The following is a 16,800-nucleotide window of genomic DNA, read 5'->3' as shown; positions in this document are numbered from 1 at the left end:
TGTTGTTACGCGGGCGGGTTGACGGCCTGATTGGCGGCGATCGGGCCGACGCTGCGCAGTGCAGGTGGTGGGCGGCGCCGGCGGGCCGCCGCATTACGAGCAGAGGTTGAGGCTGGGACCGATTCCCGCCCTTTCGGCGTGGAGGAGTCGCATCAGCGTGTGCCGGCGCGTGCTGGGGCCTCCGGGGGGCTGTCCAGTGGGATGACGACGCGGGCGATCAGTCCTCCCCCGGTGCGCGGCACGAGGACGAAGGTACCGCCCATCGCGCTCGATATTTCCGCGACGATCCACAATCCGAGCCCCGCGGTGCCTCCTCGCTCGCCGAGGCTGACGAACTTGCGGGTAACCAGGGTGGTCTCGTCATCGGTCAAACCCGGCCCGCGGTCGCCGACTTCGACCTTCAGGGACGATGAGGTGCAAACCAGGGACAGTTCCACCGGATGGTCCGCACCGTACCGTCGCGCATTCTCGAGAAGGTTCGTCATGACACGGCGTAGTCGGTGGGCATCGCAGCGGACCACGGCGCCGGGAGGTGTGATGGTGATCTTGCTGTTCGCGCGCGAGATGCCCGCCGCTTCGATAGACGCGTGGGCAAGCTCGTCCAATGCGGTGCGCCGGACGCGGGCGACGCCGGTGGGATCACCCGTCCGCAACGCCACATCGGCCAAACTGTCGAGCATGTCGGTGAGGTGCCGGCTATGTGCTGCAATCAGGCTGATTGCCCTTTCCTGGGCCTGGGCGTCAAACCGGCCTGGGGTGGTGAGGGAGTTGGCCAACGAACTCAATGAAGAGATCGGCGTGCGAAATTCGTGCAGCACCACCCGCAGCCCATCATCTCGCATCGCTTGGGCTTCGAGCAGTCTGGCGCGCAGATCGCGTTCCTCGATAACTGCCAGGTGCTCCGAGAGTGCCTCGGCCTTGGCCCGGATCGCCCGGTCGTGTTCACGATCGAGGAGGCTCCGCAGGGTGCCGGTCAATATGGCAAACATAATTAGGTAGCCGAACCACCACAATGCCGTCTCTATGCGGTACGCCGTCGCCACATCGGGCAGCGGGGTGGCGAGTGTAACCACGGCAAAGAGTGCACCCACACATGTTGCGTCGACAATGGCATGCCGCATCCCCTGGCGTACCGCGATCGCGACGATCGCCAAAGGCAGAACCGCGACCAGGTGGCTCACTGCTGCACCGGTCGCGGCCGCCACCGTCACCGACACCACCCCGTCGAGGGCTGCGACCGCATCCTGGGGCAGCTGGCGCAGCCCTCGTAGATCAGCAATCAAGACGTAAGTGGCGTACGTGTAGGCGAACCCGAGACCGATCACCGCCAGCGGCAGGTATGTGCGGTTTATCGGCGTTCCGAACGCTACGACCACGGTGATGCTGACGACGACCAGAACCCGGAGCACCGCGATGACGCGCTCGGGTTCCTTCCATTGAACAGGCTTCGTCGCAGCAGCTCCCACGACAGAGTCGTTCTTTCTCGACATGATCGTTACTCCTCAAGGCCGCACCGAATCGGTCCTGTCAGATCCGCGCCGTAAGCGACCTCACAGCGCCGTGTGCCGATCGGGCGTGTCACACTACAACCTATGCCTGGTTCCCCACTCGTCGTAGTTATTGTGGACGACCACGCGCTCTTCACCCAGGGCCTCGAACTCCTGTTGGGCACCAGGGCCGACCATCTTTTCGACGTTGCCGGCACCACGACGAACGGCGATGAGGCGGTAGCACTGGTCGGCAAGAACCGAGCGGACATTGTGACGATTGACCTGACTCTGCCGCCACGAGGCGGATTGGAGGCCATCGCCGCAGTACGGGCAGCCTATCCCGCAACGCGGATACTTGCGCTCTCGGGCACCGAGGACCTCGCCTTGGCCGAGCGTGCATTGCGGAGCGGTGCGGACGGATTCATGGCGAAGTCGTCCGACGCGGACGCGCTCGTGGCCCCGCTACTCGCCCTCGCCGCCGGAATGAAAGTCGTCGAGGCGGACTTGCTCGAAAAATTACTCACCAGTAGTCGCAAGCCCGAAAATGATCTCTTAGACAAGCTCGGCCCCCAACAGGTGACACTGTGGAGCCTGCTCGCTCATGGTCTGGAGACAACGGAAATCGCCGAGCGACTGCATGTCAGCGAACGAACAGCCAAGAGGCTGGTCGCCTCACTCATTCAACGGGTGGGGGCGCGAAACCGTATCGAAGCAGCGGCCATGGGGGGGCGTTACGGGTTACTCGACGCCGATTCCTGAGACCTGACTTAGAACATTTCGCTTAGTGCCCCGCCTCGAGGCCGAATAGAGCAAGATTTCACGCTCTTCGGGCGGGATCACCGGTGGGAAGTCTTCGGTGACGCCGGTCAGGCACCCAACAGGTGACACTGTGGAGCCTGCTCGCTCATGGTCTGGAGACAACGGAAATCGCCGAGCGACTGCATGTCAGCGAACGAACAGCCAAGAGGCTGGTCGCCTCACTCATTCAACGGGTGGGGGCGCGAAACCGTATCTAAGCAGCGGCCATGGGGGCGTTACGGGTTACTCGACGCCGATTCCTGAGACGAGAAGCCCTCGGCCGACAGCTGAGGGCCTACGCGCGTGCATCTGATCCGGGAGTGAAGCCCGTCCGTTCAACGGCGCAGCACCCTAAGGGTCTTGGGGCTGGTCGACGCCAGCCCCAAGACGAAACAGCTAGCTGCCGACCAGGTTCTCGTCCTGTGCGATGGAATCTGCGATTACCTTCTGATCCTCGATGTGGAAACGCTCTTCCAAGTCGGCGGGGGAGTAGTCGAGATCGATACTCGCAGGATCGGCACCGCGAGCACTCTCCATCGATTCGAGTCGACGGTTGACCTTGTCGAGTGCGTAGTCGGTCATCTCGTCGATTGTAATGCCGAAGGGAATCTCACGATCCTCGTACTCGCTGAAGAGACTGACGATCAGACTCAATGCGGGATTGAGCAGTTCCTGCATACGGTCACTGATCGCGCCCCAGTTACCATCGTCAGCGGCGATGAGACGACGGCACGTGAACGTTCCCCACGCCATATGCCTGCGCTCGTCGTCACCGATATGCTTGATGAGCTGCTGCATGCCAGGCAAGATCCCGCGCCGCTGACACATCTTGGCCCACGCAAAATAACCGGTCAGAGCGAGGCAACCCTCTACCACGTGGTTGTAAGTCACGCTCGCCCGCACCTGGTTCACCGGAGAGGGATCGTCGGCCAATGCGTAAAGGGCGCTGGGCAATTCGTCCAAGAAGATCTGCTTGTACGAATCGCTGTACTCGACGTACTGGTGCAGGTCGGTGTTCTCGTGGCCGATGGCGTTGAAGAAACGTCGGAAACCTTCGGTGTGCTTGGCTTCTTCGTAGATGAACTGGGTCAGGTACAGCTCGTCGCCGAGGCGTCCCTGCGCAGCCATGGCCGCCGCGAACGGCTGCAGATCCTGGGTCACCGATTCCTCGCCGCCGATGAAGTGAGCGGCCAGCACCATGGTCAACCGCTGCTCGTCCGGGCTCATCGCGGCAAAATCCACCGCATCCTGCGTGAAGTTGATATCCGCCGGATTCCAAACCTTCCCGTTGCCCTTGGTGAAAAGTTTCATCGGGAAGTTGTCGAGATTCAGGCCACCGGGGGTAAGGCTGCCGAACCCGGTCCGACCGTTGTGTGTGATCGAGCGCTCCATGCTTTGCTCCTAACAGTTTTCGGTGACGTCGCCGCGTTCTGCGACGACTTATGCATGTGATATGTCGGAGGCGAGACTCGCCCGGTTAGTCGTCCTTGACGAAGTTCTTGACGAAATCGGGATCCTCGAGTGCTCCCTCGACGTTGGTTGAGCCGCCAGAATTCCCAACGGTCTCGAAAAGGTTTGCAGCAGCTTCCTTGAAAGGCTTCCACTCGTCGGCCAGACGTTGCATGGGTTTGATCGCTTCCACAGGGCAGACGATTTCGCACGCGCCACAGTCGATGCACTCGGTGGGGTTGATGTACGCCATCCGCCCGCCCTCGTAGATACAGTCGACCGGACACTCCTCCATGCAGGATTTGTCCATGATGTCAATACAATGTTCGCCGATGACGAAGCCCATGACGAGCTCCTTTCCGATCTGGGTTTCTAGCTGATGGCTGCGAATGCCGGCGCATTGTCGCTGGAATGACCGGGTGCAAGACCGACCTCGGGCTGAAGAACGGCCGCGGCGTTGTTCACCGCGGAGGCGACCTCCCCGAAACCGACCGCGATGAGTTTCACTTTGCCTGGATATGTGGCGATGTCACCGGCAGCAAAGATGCCGTTGCGGTTGGTTCTCATCGCGGTGTCGACCAGGATCGACCGGTTCTCTAGTTCGAGTCCCCAGTTCGCGAGCGGACCCAGCTGCATCGTGAACCCGAGGGCGGCGACGACCAACGTGCACGGCACGGTGACCGGCTCGGCGGCGGCTTTGACGTTGACCACGGCGGATTCGACGCTGCCATTTCCGTGCAATGAGGTGATCTCGGCGTCGACCAGCTGACGGCAGGACGATTCCTGCAACAGCTTGACGCTGTGTGCGTGGGCGCGGAACTGCTTGCGGCGATGCACCAGGGTCGTCGACCGGGCACGCTCAACCGAAGCCAGCGCCCAGTCAACGGCGGAGTCGCCGCCCCCGACCACGAGCACATCTTGCCCATCGAGCACATCGAGCTTGGGGACGAAATACTGCACACCCTTGCCCGTGAATTCTTCGCCGCAGGGCAGAGGGCGAGGCGACACCGACCCCACCCCGGCGGTAATGACGACAGCGGACGCCAGAATCTGCTGGCCCGTGCTGGTGACGATTTTCCACCGGTCACCGACTGGGTCGAGACTGACCGCCTGCTGACCTAACAGATACGTCGATTGAAACGGTGCGCCCTGCTCGAGAAGCCCGTCGATCAGCTTTTGTCCCTTGATCGCTGGGAACCCGGCGATGTCGAAGATGGGCTTCTCCGGGTACATCGCTGTGATCTGTCCACCCGGGTTCGGTAGTGCGTCGATGACCGCGACCGACAGTCCGCGGAAGCCCGCGTAGTAGGCGCCGTACAGACCCACCGGGCCGGCACCGACGATGAGCAGGTCGACATCGACTGAATATTCCGTACTATCCATTCCGCTGATCTCTCTGTCAGTCCAGGGATTAGAAGCGGATCAACCCGCGAATGTTGTGTCCCTGACGCATGTCTTCGTAGCCATCATTGATGTCCTCGAGCGCATACTCCTTGGTAATGAGCTCGTCGAGTTTGAGTTGGCCGAGGTTGTAGAGCTCGAGGAGACGAGGAATATCCATCTGAGGGTTGGACGAGCCGAAGAGGGATCCCTTGATCGACTTCTCATACAGGGTGAGTTCGAAGAGTGACCCGGAAAAAGAATCCTCATCCGGATGGCCAATGGCGGTGACGACCACTCGACCGCGCTTTCCGACCAACGACAGGGCCGGGAGAACGTAGGAACCTTCGGCGACATCCGTGGTGATGATGCATGCATCTGCCAGCTGCCCGCGGGTGAGATCCGCGACCACCGGCCATGCCTCATCGACAGTGGCGAAGGCATGCGTTGCACCGAACTCGAGTGCCTTCTCACGTTTGAATGCGACCGGATCGATCGCAATCACATAGCGGCAACCAGCAATCCGCGCGCCCTGCACTGCGTTACTGCCGATACCTCCCACTCCGATGATGACCGCACTGTCGCCGGGGCGCAGTTCGCCTGTGCGAACCGCCGAACCGAAGCCGGTCGTCACGCCACAGCCGACTAGTGCGGCCCGGTCGAGTGGGAAGCCTTGATCGATCTTCACGACGCTGGCCACCGGGACCACGGTGTACTCGCTGAAAGTGCCGAGCACACACATCTGCCCGATATCTTGACCGCGACCGTGGAACCGGTAGGTGCCGTCAAGCTGTGGCCCCAGAATGATGGAAGCGCCCATGTCGCACAAATTGGTCATTCCCCGAGCACAATAGCTGCATCGCCCACACGCGGGCAGGAAGGAAAGGACGACGGGATCGCCCTCTTCGACATCGGTGACGCCGGCTCCGACCTTGTGGATAATTCCAGCACCCTCGTGGCCACCGACCACGGGGAAGGGAATCGGGATGTCGCCCGTGACCAGATGCTCGTCCGAGTGGCACAAGCCGCTGGCTGTGAGCTTGACCATCACCTCGCCAGGCTTGGGATCGTCGAGATCGAGTTCTTCGACCTGCCATTTCTCGCCGAGCCCCCATAGGACCGCAGCCTTAGTTTTCATCCCATTTTCTCCATTCATCAGTCACCCGAGACACGTCTACTGTGCGCGTGTGGTCTACGTCACCGCACGGTCCTTACGCGCCACGTTTGGCCCGAACGCGCCAATGGCGGCACGTCAGAAAGCCACCTAGACCGGCCTGTGAGGTCGGTCGGAAGGGGCCCGCCCGCGGTAGTTGTCGTTGGCTTGTGCCCCCGGGTTCGGGCGGCACGAACCCTCCGAGAGGTCAGGGCCTAATACTGCAACGACAGTTTGTGATGTCGACGTTTGTAGTGGCTGGCGCGGGCTCTGGCCTGGCTGGCTCGGCGCCAGTTCGACCAGTGCCAGACGTGGACGAGGGCGTGTTGCACCGGACAGGCGACGCGGTTGAACAATCGCTGGATCTCGTTGATTGTCAGAGGTATTAGATCTCGGGAACCGGCTGGAGATCCCCTTTTTGAGCACCGCGGCGCAGGATCGTCAGGAAGGCGGCCGCGGCCATCGACAAGGTGATGTGCCGGTACCAGGCCGGGTACCCACGCGCCTGGTAGTGGTCGAGTCCGGTCTCGTTCTTGGTGGTCTGGAAGCACTCCTCGATCGCCCAGCGACTGCCGGCCACCCGGACCAGTTCGGCGGGTTCGGTGTCGGCGGGGCCGTAGCAGATGTAGTAGGCAATCTCGTCGGGGTCGGTGATCGACCGTCGGGCCAGCAGCCAGTGACCGCGACCGCGTTCTCGCAGTGGCCGGATGTCTACGACCGCCCAGTCGTAGAGCCTGGGTCCGTGGGCGCCGTCGCCGCAGTTGATCCGCTGCCACGCGGTCGCCGGCAGGTCGGCGATCACGGCGTGGGCCCGGCGCTGACGCAACTCCATCGAGATCACCATCTGCGACTTCGGAACGGCGAGAACATGGGCCACACCACGGGATTCGAGCCACATCCGGAGTCGGCCGACCTGCCCGTAGGCCTCGTCACCGGCGAACCATCCGAACGGCATCCCGGCATCGAGAGCCCGTTCGATCATCGTCTGCGCCAGTTCGGGTTTCGTCGCGAAAGCCACCTCGTCGCCGATCCCGGCGGCCCGGCACCGATCGCGGTCCTCGGTCCAGGCCTTCGGTAGATACAACTCCCGATCGATCAGCGCCCGGCCCCGGTCGGAGGCGTAGGCGAGAAACACCCCGATCCCAGTGGCTGTTCTCGATCCGTCCGGCCGTGCCGGAATACTGCCGGGCCACCCCGGCCGAGCGCGTGCCCTTCTTCAAAAACCCTGTCTCGTCGACGATCAACACGCCATTGTCGGCGTCACCGATCGTCTCGACCACGACCTCACGCACGTCGTCGCGGAGCCCTCGCAGTCCCAGGAGTAGAAGTTCAGCAGCCGCTGCATGCCCTCCGGGCCCGCATCACCGGCCGCCTCGGCCAGTGTCCATCCGTTCTTGCGCTCGACCTCACCGAGCAGTCCGCGCACATACGCGCCCATCCGCCGCCGCGACTCCACCCGCGAAAACCGGTGGGCGAACCGCGTACAGAACGCCGTGAACCCCGCTGACCACTCCAGCACCTCTGACTGCACACAGATCAATTACCACAACAGTCCCATTAGTCACAAACTGTCGTTGCAGTACTAAGCCTCTGTCGGCGGGGTCGGGGCGTCGTAGAGCGATTGGAGTGTCACGGGACGGGTCACGGTGTGGTGTGGATCTGCGCGACGAGCGTGGGTGATGACCGGCGGCGAAGGGATCGCCGGGTCGCGACCCGGCGATAGACGTAGCCCTCCACACGCGCCCCACCGTCGACCTCGGGCCCTTCCCCCTGAGTGAGGACATCGTGAACACTGGGTCGTGAAGGTCCCAAGAGGAAGAGGGTCGTGGCATAGTAGGAGATCAGATCTCGGTGAATGCAGCACGTCTGGTTTGGCACACCGGCGACGCCCCGGCGCGGCTCGTGCTCGACGACGTGCCGTACCGGATCACCGATCGGCTCGCCGATGTCACCGACCGTCGCACCACCGCGGCGCCGCCCTCACCTGCCGCCTCGACGTTCGACCCGAGTCCGCTGCCACCGCTCCCGAACGTCGACACCGGCGCTTTCCGCGCCGTGGCGCGCGAACAGCTTCCGCGCGCCGAGTCCGACCGGATCGCCGAGCTCTATGACCATGGCCGCACCGCGTGCCGCTGGCTCGCCGACTGCGACACCGCAGAACTCGACCACCGTGCGCGCCGGCCACCGGGGACGGTCCGGTGGAACCGTCACACCTGTGAGTGTTGCTGACCGCGCTGGTGCAGAGAGTCCGACCAACCGGCACACCGTCACCATGCTGCGCGCCGCCCAGCACGGATTCGCCCAGCACGGATTCGCCCTGCACGGCTATCGGCTCGAGCTACCACCGCAGCAGTTGCCCTACATGGTAGGTCCGGGGCTGACCACCGGCCCGTTCACCGCCGAGACCGCCGCCCGGATCCGGGAGCGGATCGCCCATCCTGTCCGCGCCGGTGCGCTCGCCACCGCGCTGATCACCGGCGTCGGCTACGGCACCCTGGTCTCGATACCGATCACCGCACTCAGCGATCGCGCCGATGTCCTGCTGGCTGGAATCCCGCCGCAGCGGGCCGCACCCGGCGCACTCGCCGTCCCACCCACCGCTCGACCGCTGCTGGCCGCGGTCCGCACCTTCCAGGTCCTGCGCCGGTGCCGAGCCGCACCGTGCGCTGTTTCGCGGAGGCCTCGGGCGGCAAGGGCCGCGACGTGCGGGAGTCCGCCGATTGCTGCGGGCTGACGTTAGCGGCACTGGCCCGCGCCGCCGGTGGCGATGGCGCGGTTGGCGGAGCAGCTGGAAGTTGATGCTTCGCTGATCGGTTCGTATCCATCTTGGTCGACATCGACGCCGAACTCGCCCCACCGGCTACCGGCCACTTCGCGTGCGCGACACCCTGTTCTGATCGGAGCGATCAGGTGCGGCCTACGTATCTCTCTTCGGTCCGGGCGCTGTACGGTCCGGAGGTGGACACCACGGTCGGGGTGAGGGCGGTCGACGATTCAGTCGTCGGTCGGTGCGTTTACGGCCGTGGCTGTTGGGTGGGTGGCGAGGAAGTTGTCGACGAGCCGGGCGCAGTCGTCGTGGTCGATGGTGCGTAGTCCGGTGAGGCGGGCGAACACGATCGGGCCGATGAGTTCGATGATGGCGAAGGTGGTGTCGAGCTCGCCGAGCATGGCGCGGGCGTCGGGGCTGGTGAGGACCTGGTCGAACGGTTGGCGGTATTGCTCGATGACGCGGGCGCGCAGCGAGGTGACCGCGGCCGGGTCGGTGTGGTCGTCGCCGATGGAGCCCATCGCCAGCCAGGCCAGGGTGGTCATCTGCACCGGGGCCTGTTCGATGAGGTCGGCCTGGGTGGTGAGCAGCGCGATGAGCCGCTCGCGCACCGAGGCGGTGCCGGTGGGGGCGTCGACGTGGGGAAGCAGCCGTTCGAAGGTGGCCGCGAGCAGATGGGTGGTGCTGCCGAAGTGCCGGTAGAGGGTGGCGCGCGCGACCTTCGACACGCGGGTGACCGCCTCGACGGTGACCGCCTCGACACCGCCGGTGGACAGCAGATAGGTGGCCGCGTCGAGCAACCGGTTGCGTGAGCGTGCCAGCCGCGGATCGGCCTGCTCGTCGTCCGCGGCGACCGGGTCGGTCGCCGGAGGGGCCGGGTCGGTCATGGCCGCGCTTTCCTCCGATTCGTGCCGTTCGGCTTTGGGTATGGGTGGACTCTATCCCACGCCTCGACCACTATGATACTAAGGGTCTCGCACAGAGACCATTGGTCTTCATCGTCGGGAGGTACCGGTGAACACGCACGGGACGGACACTGTCGAGATCGCCCGGTGGACCAGGGCCGAGTGGTGGATGCTGACGGTGTCGTGCCTGGCGGTGGCGCTGGTCGTCGCGGCGATGGCGGCGTTGTATTCGGCGTTGCCGCAGATCGCGGTCGAGACGGGGGCGACGCAAGCCCAGCTGACCTGGATCGTCGATGGCTACACACTGGTGCTGGCGTGTCTGGTACTGCCCGCCGGAGCCGTCGGTGACCGCTACGGGCGCCGCGCGGTGCTGGTGGCGGGGTTGGCGGTGTTCGCCGCCGCCTCGGCGCTGCCGCTGTTGCTGGGCGACCCGGTGTGGCTGATTGCGGCGCGCGCGCTGGCCGGGGCGGGCGCCGCGCTGGTGATGCCCTCGACGCTGTCGATCCTGACCGCGGGGTTCGCCCCCGCTCATCGCGGCCGGGCGGTGGGGGTGTGGGCCGGGGTCGCCGGGTCCGGGGCGGTGCTGGGAATCCTCGGTACCGGGGTGTTGCTCGAGCGGTGGTCGTGGCTGTCGGTGTTCGTCGGGTTGACCGTGGCCGGGACGGTCATGGCGGGGTTGGCGTGCACCATCGCCGAGTCCCGCCAGCGTGAGCATCCGCCGGTGGACTGGGTGGGCGCGGTCGCGGTGGCGGTTGCGGTCGCGGCGATCGTGTTCGCCGCGATCGAGGTCCCCGCGCGCGGCTGGGCCGACCCGCTCGTCGCCGTCAGTGCGGGGGTCGGTCTGCTCGCGACGGTGGCGTTCGTCGTCGTCGAGCTGCGTTCCTCGGCGCCGCTGCTGGATGTGCGGTTGTTCACCCACCGCGGTTTCGGTGCCGGCGCGCTGTCGGTGACCATCCAGTTCCTGGTCACCTTCGGCGTGTTCCTGCTGCTGGTGCAGTACCTGCAGCTGATCTTCGGTTATGGGCCGCTGGCCTCGGCGGTGGCGTTGGCGCCGATGGTGGTGCCGCTGGTCGCGATCTCGGTGATCGCGCCGTGGCTGTCGAGCCTGGTCGGATTGCGGGTGATGACCGTTACCGGCCTGCTCGCCATCACCGCCGGACTGGTGCTGGTGAGCCGGTTGACCCTCACCGCGCACTACCCCGAGCTGCTGTGGCCGCTGCTGATCATGAGCGCGGGCCTGGGGTTGTGCACCGCCCCGGCAACCTATGCCATCGTCGCCGACACCCCCGAGGCCAAACACGGGGTCGCCGCCGCGGTCAACGACGCCGCCCGCGAGATCGGCGCTGCGATCGGGATCGCCGTGGCCGGCAGCGTGCTCGCCGCCGGCTACACCCACCGCATCCAGCCCGCCCTGCCCCGGCTGCCCGAGCCAGCCCGCGGCCCGGTCGCCGATTCCCTGGCCGCCGCCCTACAGGTCGCCGACGAGGCCGGACCGGTGGCCCGGCCGCTGGCCGAGTTCGCCAAGGCCGCGTTCGTGCACGGCAGCGGCCAGGCCGCGCTCGTGCTGGCCGCCCTCACCGCCGCTGGGGCGATCGTGCTGGCTCTGCTCGCCCCCGGACCCACCCCTCGCCGCACACCGCGCGCCCTCACACGTCCACCCCGTCCCACTGAGACGCCCGCCGCTCGCGAAAGACGCCCGTCATGACGGCCTACCGCACGATCATCGTCGACACCGACGGATCCGACCGTTCCTACCGGGTGGTCGACCAGGCGGCCGAGCTGGCCCACACCACTCACGCCCGACTACTGATCATCTGCGCCCGCCACGACATCGACGAACGCGCGGTCGGCACCGACCTCGACCGGCTCGGACCCGACGCCTATCTGCTGCGTGGGAGCACCCCCACCGACACCATCTTGCGCACCGCCCACCAGCACGCCCTCGCCCACGGTGCCACCGACATCGAAACCCATATCCTGCCCGAACCCCTCCTGCCCGCATTGCTGCACCTGGCCGCCACCGCCGCCGCCGACCTCATCGTCACCGCCAACCCCCACCGGTCACCACTGCTGGCCCGGCTGCTGTCCATCCCACCGATCGAGCTTGCCCGCAAAGTCCCCTGCGACATCCTCATCGCCGCCACCCGGTAGACAAACCCACAGAAAGCACTCATGACCGAGGACACACCCCGCACCGGCACACACGAGCCCGGATCCGAACCCTGCGAGGCCGAGGACTCGATCCCCACCTTCCCCGTGGTCGCGTCCGGATCCGCCGACCTGCCGCCTCACCACGACCACTGCCTCGGCTGCGGACCGGCCAACCCTCACGGCCACCAGCTGCGCGTCCGACGCGACGCACACGGCGTCCACGCCCATCACCGTTTCGACTCCCGCCACGTCGGCGCCCCAACGATCGCCCACGGCGGTGCGGTCGCCACCGTCCTCGACGACCTGTTCGGATTCCTGCTCTACACCGTGGGAGAACTCGCCGTCACCCGCCACCTCGCCATCGACTACCTCGCCCCGGTCCTGCTCGACACCCCCTACACCCTCCGCGCCCACATCCACGCCCGCGACGGCCGCAAACTACACCTGCGAGCCACCATCGAAAACGACCACGCCCACGTGGTGACCACCGCCACCGCCCTGTTCCTCATCGTCGACATCGACCACTTCCTGACCACAACACACCAACCCCACCACCGGTAACACCCCCAGATTGCGGCAATGCCCACGCACACGAAGACACACAACGCCGCAGATGGAAACCCCCTGATTTGCTCCGTAAGCCGTCACCAACGGAACACCACATCGGATGAATACCCGTCCAGCTCACCGGTGTTACCTAGAGATGTCCCGCGAACCGTCCCGTTGCACCCCCGCGATCCGGAACAATCCGGAAGATGGGTAAGCCCTTCCGCGTCGGATACTGCCGCGGAGCGCGACAACGGACGCCGGGCGTGCCTCGTCCGCGCTAGTTGATAACACTTATCGGATAGTGAAAATGGTTGGGGGAGCGGGCCTTTCAGTTCCTCGGCCGTCCTCGATCTGAGCGTTCGTCGAGCAGATTGCGCAGCATGTCGGTGACCTGTTGCTCGTCGCGGAAGCCGCCATAGCTGCCTTACCGCAGCCCCGTTGCGGCACAGCTATCGCGACATCTCAACGGTATGGTCCCAGTGGCGGCCAGTTCGGCTTGGCGGCACCAGGTAGGCCAGCGTGGTCGCCCAGGGATCAGTCAGCGGCATATGCGTGGCCCGGACACAAGAGATCCGGGGTGACTGCCCATTCCGCTGCAGTGAGCCATCGTCGAACGGGCTCGGCCAGGTTGCCGTTCTTCGCTTGCTCGGCGAGCGCGCCGGCGATGATGGGTCCGTCGCCGCAGACGCTGCAGGCGATGTCGAATGCTGGTTGCCCGGGTTCGCAATGCCGACAGTGGTGGCGGCTGATGACCCTTCCCCGGCGATTGGGGTCGGCGTGGACCCAGGTCACCGCGAGGTCGGCACGTTGGTGTGCTGCCTCGGCGCGAGTGGTCGGCTCATGTCCGCAGGTCGGGCACGTCCGAGGCGGGCGGACTGGAGGATCGGTGACCACGGCGCTCGCCTGCTCGGCCGGTGCGCGGTCCATCTGCCGTTTGTTCAGATGTCCATATACCGTGGTGCGCGGCAATTTCAGCATGCCCGAGATCTGGGCGACGGTGTGCTCGCCGGCGTCGTAGAGGCGTTGAGCGAGTCCGATCTGATCCGGGCTCAGCTTCGACGGCCGGCCGCCCTTGCGGCCGCGTGCGCGGGCGGCGGCCAACCCCTCTCGGGTGTTCGCCATTATCTAGATGCGAAGCATTCAGAATCTGGCTCCAAGTTGCGGAAATCACGACTGATGACCGTAATCGGTCTATGAGTTACGTGAGCGACAGGCGCTGGGCCCCAGTCGATTCTTCTACCGTTCCCGGTCGCCGACAGATCCCTCGATTCGCCGCGCGCGCCGACAGTCGGCGTGTCGATACCGGTCGAGCTCGTCGCTGGCTGGGGGCTCGGGCCCCGGCGTGGCAATTCAGCAGACGATCAGAGTTGCAATGGCTCCGGCGACACAGCAGTGCCGTGAGGAGGCAACGATGGCACGGGCTGGTTCGGTTTTTCAACACCATCACGAATAGCCATTATTCAGGGTAAATACGTCGGCTCTCGACGTCGAAAACCAGGGTGGTCGGGGTATTGTCGACGCATGTTGCTCGGCTACGCGCGGGTGTCCCCCGCGGATCTGAACCCGGATCATCAGGTCGACACGTTGCGCCGGGCCGGGGTGGCGGCCGAGGACACTTACATCGATCACGCGAGCGGCGCGAAGGCGTCGCGCCCGCAGCTGGATCTTGTGCTCAAGCTGCTCCGCGACGGCGACCACGCTGGTGATCACGCGACTCGACCGCCTCGGCAGGTCGGTGCTGCACCTGATCACTCTCGGCGCCGAGCTGCGCGAGCGCGGGGTCGGGCTGAGGGTGCTCGAGCAGGGCCTCGACACCGCGTTTGAGTACCGTCCATGCATCGTTCTCAAGCTCGCCCACGCGTTCGCGCTGCTGCCGAAAAGACAGGCGACGCCCCAGCAAGAAGATGGCGATGGTGACGCTGAGCGAGGTTATCGATACGGCGAGGGATAGAAGTCCCATCCAGGTAAAAGAAGCAGGCATTCGGTGAGGGTATCCGCAGGCCCAGTGGTGGTCGCTCGGCTCGCGTTGCGGCCACTGACGCGCCGGTGGGTGTCCAAGAAACGGCCCTTTTCGAGACACCGAAGCGCCGAGATGCGGCACGGTGCTTCGATTGGGCATCGAAGGCGGGTGGGCCGCACGCGGCCAGTGGGGTGGGTGGGCGAGTGCTCGCACTTGGGTGTAGATGGGTCGACCAACAACCGCAGCTCGGTGGCCGGAAATGTGTTAGTTGGGCAGGCGCGGCATTTCATGATTGCTGCAAAATGAGACACGACACACTCACGATGCCTCGTCGGCTTCCTTCACCACCTTGACGCTCGCATGGTCCGTGCCCCGGCCGAAGTCAATTACCCCGAGGAAAACCTGTTCAGAAAGCTCAACACGTAGTCGGTACGCGTGCAGTCCGGCTTGAGATGAACCTCGATGATCTCCGTTGCACAGCAATAATGCGGCCACCTTCCTGTGTACCTAGCGGATTGACGAGGATCCCACCTGACGCGCCGAGGTACTGAATCCGGAAGGCGAATCCGCCCACGGTCGCCTGATCAACTCTCCTTTTGGGGTACCGTTTGCACTCGATAAGGACAATTCCTTCGTCGCCGAGCTTCACACCTTTGCCGTCGACCTCCCAGGACGTACCAACGTCACCGACGAGCGTCTGCTTGCCCTCAACTCGCTCTAGCCCTAGCTCGGCGGCGACCTTATCTAGCAGGAAGTTTGCTACCTCTTCGTAGTCCTGCCACAGCTCGCTCTTCATGACCCCTATTTTGCCGCCAACTGGGCCTGCTGATGTGCGAGAACACCGGTCGTGAAAACCTGATTCAGGCACTGAATTGCCTGCTCGAGGGCGGTCGGATGTTTCTGAGACAGTCATGCCCCATGAGCGGTTCCAATTCCTTCCGCCCCTTCAGACTGGCCAACGGCTCGTCGTGTGGACCACAGCGGCCCTTCCGCCGCTGCCGTGGTCCCAAGTCCGGGAGGCAATTCTCATGCGACGATCCAGGATTTGTCGGCCGTCGACGGCGTTACCTGGTTCGATGGCATGAATGAGCTCAAGGAGGAGTAACCGATGTCTGCCTCTGGTGGGTGTCGGTGACCACACCCACCCCGATGTCCGTGTCACCGAGGGCAGTCGGTGCCTTGCCCGGATCATCATTGATCGCCGCGTCGCGGATGTGCTGACCGTGGCTGGGTGACACAACTGTGAACTACTAGGCAGCCTGACCAGCCCTTCTCGTGAGAAAGTCAACCCACATGTCGAATCCGTTTTACCCCCAGCAGCCGCAGCGCCCGCAGGGGCCGCAGCGCCCGCAGGGGCCGCAACCGGGCCAGTTGGGGCAACCCACTGCAGGTCAGTCTCCGAAGCCGCCGAAGAAACCGTTCACGCCGCCGTGGGCGCCTCGTGAACCTGATGCTCCAAAGCGGAACTGGCCGTGGATCGTCGGTGGCATCTTCGCCGTGCTGATCGTCACTCTGGGCGTTGCCGCGACGGTGAATGACTACGATTCGCCATCGGCCGCGGACGCCGCGCGGAACTCGACGACGGCCCGCATCACCCGGACCATGACCCCGGAGGAGGTGGCGGCGAGGACCGCGCAGCAGGAGCAGGCCCGCCGGCAGCAGGAGGAGCAGCAGGCCAAGCGACAGGCCGCGATTGACGCGGAGAAGGCTCGGCTGGCTGCGATCGAGGCTGCGAAGTGGGATCGGTCTACGTACGAGACGCTGAGTGACCGGGATTTCGCGCTGGTGATGAAGAATCCGGATGCGAACAAGGGCAGGAAGCTGGTTGTGTACGGGCATGTGACCCAGTTCGATTCGGTGACCGGACCCGAGCGGTTCAGGGCCGACACAATGGCTGCGCCACAGGACTACAGCTTCCTCTACGACAACAACACCGTGGTCACCGGGGCGGTGCCGATATTGACAAATGTGGTATCCGGGGACTTCGTGACCATGTACGTCGAGGTAGTCGGTTCGCATACATACTCGACGACCCTGGGCGGGGAGACGACGGTACCGAAGCTGAACGCGCTGATGCTCGATGTAACCGGATCCAGTTAGGACAGGACACCCTTCGACGAGGAGGTCCCCTCGAATGCAATCAATGCTGGTATTGCTTGCATTCAGATGCTGGTCCCTTGGGCCGCATACAGTTGCCG

18 protein-coding genes and 1 pseudogene are annotated in these 16,800 nt (G+C 64.8%); 10 read left to right on the top strand and 9 right to left on the bottom strand.

Features of this window, described 5'->3' with window-relative positions; all coding sequences use genetic code 11:
• Positions 1–152 precede the first annotated feature (152 nt).
• Positions 153–1,490: a sensor histidine kinase gene (locus CBI38_RS37260; protein WP_109336412.1), complete on the bottom strand. Its 1,338-nt coding sequence runs from the start codon at positions 1,488–1,490 to the stop codon at positions 153–155.
• Positions 1,491–1,622: 132 nt separating this feature from the next.
• On the opposite strand from CBI38_RS37260, the gene CBI38_RS37255 reads away from it, so the two are divergent.
• Positions 1,623–2,249, top strand: a complete 627-nt coding sequence (locus CBI38_RS37255; RefSeq protein WP_335743658.1) for a response regulator transcription factor — start codon at positions 1,623–1,625, stop codon at positions 2,247–2,249.
• Positions 2,250–2,371: 122 nt separating this feature from the next.
• On the top strand, positions 2,372–2,506 hold the full coding sequence (locus CBI38_RS40910) for a LuxR C-terminal-related transcriptional regulator (RefSeq protein ID WP_109336410.1): 135 nt from the start codon (positions 2,372–2,374) through the stop codon (positions 2,504–2,506).
• A 178-nt stretch (positions 2,507–2,684) separates the two neighbouring features.
• On the opposite strand, the gene CBI38_RS37245 is transcribed toward CBI38_RS40910, so the two are convergent.
• The 5 genes and pseudogenes from CBI38_RS37245 to CBI38_RS37225 form a co-directional block, all read right to left on the bottom strand.
• The gene (locus CBI38_RS37245; RefSeq protein ID WP_109336409.1) at positions 2,685–3,680 is read right to left on the bottom strand and encodes a R2-like ligand-binding oxidase; all 996 of its coding nucleotides are present in this window, start codon (positions 3,678–3,680) and stop codon (positions 2,685–2,687) included.
• Positions 3,681–3,765: 85 nt separating this feature from the next.
• Positions 3,766–4,083 (bottom strand): ferredoxin, encoded by a 318-nt coding sequence (gene fdxA, locus CBI38_RS37240; protein WP_109336408.1) that lies wholly within the window; start codon positions 4,081–4,083, stop codon positions 3,766–3,768.
• A 26-nt stretch (positions 4,084–4,109) separates the two neighbouring features.
• On the bottom strand, positions 4,110–5,120 hold the full coding sequence (locus CBI38_RS37235; protein WP_109336407.1) for an NAD(P)/FAD-dependent oxidoreductase: 1,011 nt from the start codon (positions 5,118–5,120) through the stop codon (positions 4,110–4,112).
• 28 nt (positions 5,121–5,148) lie between these two features.
• Complete coding sequence (locus CBI38_RS37230; protein ID WP_109336406.1) at positions 5,149–6,255, bottom strand: NDMA-dependent alcohol dehydrogenase; 1,107 nt, start codon at positions 6,253–6,255, stop codon at positions 5,149–5,151.
• Between the two features lie 400 nt (positions 6,256–6,655).
• Positions 6,656–7,801 (bottom strand): annotated as a pseudogene (locus CBI38_RS37225) (IS701 family transposase).
• A gap of 320 nt (positions 7,802–8,121) precedes the next feature.
• On the opposite strand from CBI38_RS37225, the gene CBI38_RS37220 reads away from it, so the two are divergent.
• Together CBI38_RS37220 and CBI38_RS37215 are read left to right on the top strand one after the other, a co-directional pair.
• Entirely contained in the window at positions 8,122–8,499 is a 378-nt protein-coding gene (locus tag CBI38_RS37220; protein ID WP_109336405.1) for a hypothetical protein, read from the top strand.
• Complete coding sequence (locus CBI38_RS37215; RefSeq protein WP_109336404.1) at positions 8,486–9,004, top strand: hypothetical protein; 519 nt, start codon at positions 8,486–8,488, stop codon at positions 9,002–9,004. The genes CBI38_RS37220 and CBI38_RS37215 overlap by 14 nt, the downstream gene beginning before the upstream one ends.
• 260 nt (positions 9,005–9,264) lie before the next feature.
• Here CBI38_RS37215 and CBI38_RS37210 read toward each other — a convergent pair whose 3' ends face one another.
• Positions 9,265–9,924, bottom strand: a complete 660-nt coding sequence (locus CBI38_RS37210; RefSeq protein WP_109336403.1) for a TetR/AcrR family transcriptional regulator — start codon at positions 9,922–9,924, stop codon at positions 9,265–9,267.
• Positions 9,925–10,111: 187 nt separating this feature from the next.
• Between CBI38_RS37210 and CBI38_RS37205 the strand changes: the two genes are divergently transcribed.
• The 3 genes from CBI38_RS37205 to CBI38_RS37195 are packed head-to-tail and all read left to right on the top strand — an operon-like array spanning position 10,112 to position 12,654.
• Positions 10,112–11,647 carry an MFS transporter gene (locus CBI38_RS37205; protein WP_284708716.1) on the top strand — a complete coding sequence of 512 codons (1,536 nt, stop codon included), beginning with the start codon at positions 10,112–10,114 and terminating at the stop codon, positions 11,645–11,647.
• Positions 11,644–12,093: a universal stress protein gene (locus tag CBI38_RS37200; RefSeq protein ID WP_109336401.1), complete on the top strand. Its 450-nt coding sequence runs from the start codon at positions 11,644–11,646 to the stop codon at positions 12,091–12,093. Before CBI38_RS37205 ends, CBI38_RS37200 begins: the two co-directional genes overlap by 4 nt.
• 21 nt (positions 12,094–12,114) lie before the next feature.
• Positions 12,115–12,654, top strand: a complete 540-nt coding sequence (locus CBI38_RS37195) for a PaaI family thioesterase (RefSeq protein WP_204165075.1) — start codon at positions 12,115–12,117, stop codon at positions 12,652–12,654.
• A gap of 522 nt (positions 12,655–13,176) precedes the next feature.
• On the opposite strand, the gene CBI38_RS37190 is transcribed toward CBI38_RS37195, so the two are convergent.
• The gene (locus CBI38_RS37190) at positions 13,177–13,764 is read right to left on the bottom strand and encodes a helix-turn-helix domain-containing protein (RefSeq protein WP_109336400.1); all 588 of its coding nucleotides are present in this window, start codon (positions 13,762–13,764) and stop codon (positions 13,177–13,179) included.
• 399 nt (positions 13,765–14,163) lie between these two features.
• On the opposite strand from CBI38_RS37190, the gene CBI38_RS37185 reads away from it, so the two are divergent.
• Together CBI38_RS37185 and CBI38_RS39975 are read left to right on the top strand one after the other, a co-directional pair.
• Complete coding sequence (locus tag CBI38_RS37185; RefSeq protein WP_230990492.1) at positions 14,164–14,466, top strand: recombinase family protein; 303 nt, start codon at positions 14,164–14,166, stop codon at positions 14,464–14,466.
• Positions 14,378–14,593, top strand: a complete 216-nt coding sequence (locus CBI38_RS39975) for a recombinase family protein (protein ID WP_230990491.1) — start codon at positions 14,378–14,380, stop codon at positions 14,591–14,593. Before CBI38_RS37185 ends, CBI38_RS39975 begins: the two co-directional genes overlap by 89 nt.
• Positions 14,594–15,017: 424 nt before the next feature.
• Here CBI38_RS39975 and CBI38_RS37180 read toward each other — a convergent pair whose 3' ends face one another.
• Positions 15,018–15,398 (bottom strand): hypothetical protein, encoded by a 381-nt coding sequence (locus tag CBI38_RS37180; RefSeq protein WP_109336399.1) that lies wholly within the window; start codon positions 15,396–15,398, stop codon positions 15,018–15,020.
• A 497-nt stretch (positions 15,399–15,895) separates the two neighbouring features.
• Here CBI38_RS37180 and CBI38_RS37175 point away from each other — a divergent pair, with 497 nt between their 5' ends.
• Positions 15,896–16,702: a DUF2510 domain-containing protein gene (locus CBI38_RS37175; protein ID WP_162603434.1), complete on the top strand. Its 807-nt coding sequence runs from the start codon at positions 15,896–15,898 to the stop codon at positions 16,700–16,702.
• The last annotated feature ends 98 nt before the right edge of the window (positions 16,703–16,800 follow it).

Origin of the sequence: Rhodococcus oxybenzonivorans, assembly GCF_003130705.1 — a bacterium.
Taxonomy (GTDB): domain Bacteria; phylum Actinomycetota; class Actinomycetes; order Mycobacteriales; family Mycobacteriaceae; genus Rhodococcus_F; species Rhodococcus_F oxybenzonivorans.
This window is presented reverse-complemented; position numbering and strand designations above follow the sequence as displayed.

Excerpts from the sequence above, each read along its gene's own strand:
- CBI38_RS37260 (WP_109336412.1), bottom strand. The coding sequence starts at position 1,490 with ATGTCGAGAAAGAACGACTCTGTCGTGGGAGCTGCTGCGACGAAGCCT.
- CBI38_RS37245 (WP_109336409.1), bottom strand. The coding sequence starts at position 3,680 with ATGGAGCGCTCGATCACACACAACGGTCGGACCGGGTTCGGCAGCCTT.
- fdxA (WP_109336408.1), bottom strand. The coding sequence starts at position 4,083 with ATGGGCTTCGTCATCGGCGAACATTGTATTGACATCATGGACAAATCC.
- CBI38_RS37235 (WP_109336407.1), bottom strand. The coding sequence starts at position 5,120 with ATGGATAGTACGGAATATTCAGTCGATGTCGACCTGCTCATCGTCGGT.
- CBI38_RS37230 (WP_109336406.1), bottom strand. The coding sequence starts at position 6,255 with ATGAAAACTAAGGCTGCGGTCCTATGGGGGCTCGGCGAGAAATGGCAG.
- CBI38_RS37210 (WP_109336403.1), bottom strand. The coding sequence starts at position 9,924 with ATGACCGACCCGGCCCCTCCGGCGACCGACCCGGTCGCCGCGGACGAC.
- CBI38_RS37205 (WP_284708716.1), top strand. The coding sequence starts at position 10,112 with ATGCTGACGGTGTCGTGCCTGGCGGTGGCGCTGGTCGTCGCGGCGATG.
- CBI38_RS37200 (WP_109336401.1), top strand. The coding sequence starts at position 11,644 with ATGACGGCCTACCGCACGATCATCGTCGACACCGACGGATCCGACCGT.
- CBI38_RS37195 (WP_204165075.1), top strand. The coding sequence starts at position 12,115 with ATGACCGAGGACACACCCCGCACCGGCACACACGAGCCCGGATCCGAA.
- CBI38_RS37190 (WP_109336400.1), bottom strand. The coding sequence starts at position 13,764 with ATGGCGAACACCCGAGAGGGGTTGGCCGCCGCCCGCGCACGCGGCCGC.
- CBI38_RS37185 (WP_230990492.1), top strand. The coding sequence starts at position 14,164 with ATGTTGCTCGGCTACGCGCGGGTGTCCCCCGCGGATCTGAACCCGGAT.
- CBI38_RS37180 (WP_109336399.1), bottom strand. The coding sequence starts at position 15,398 with ATGAAGAGCGAGCTGTGGCAGGACTACGAAGAGGTAGCAAACTTCCTG.
- CBI38_RS37175 (WP_162603434.1), top strand. The coding sequence starts at position 15,896 with ATGTCGAATCCGTTTTACCCCCAGCAGCCGCAGCGCCCGCAGGGGCCG.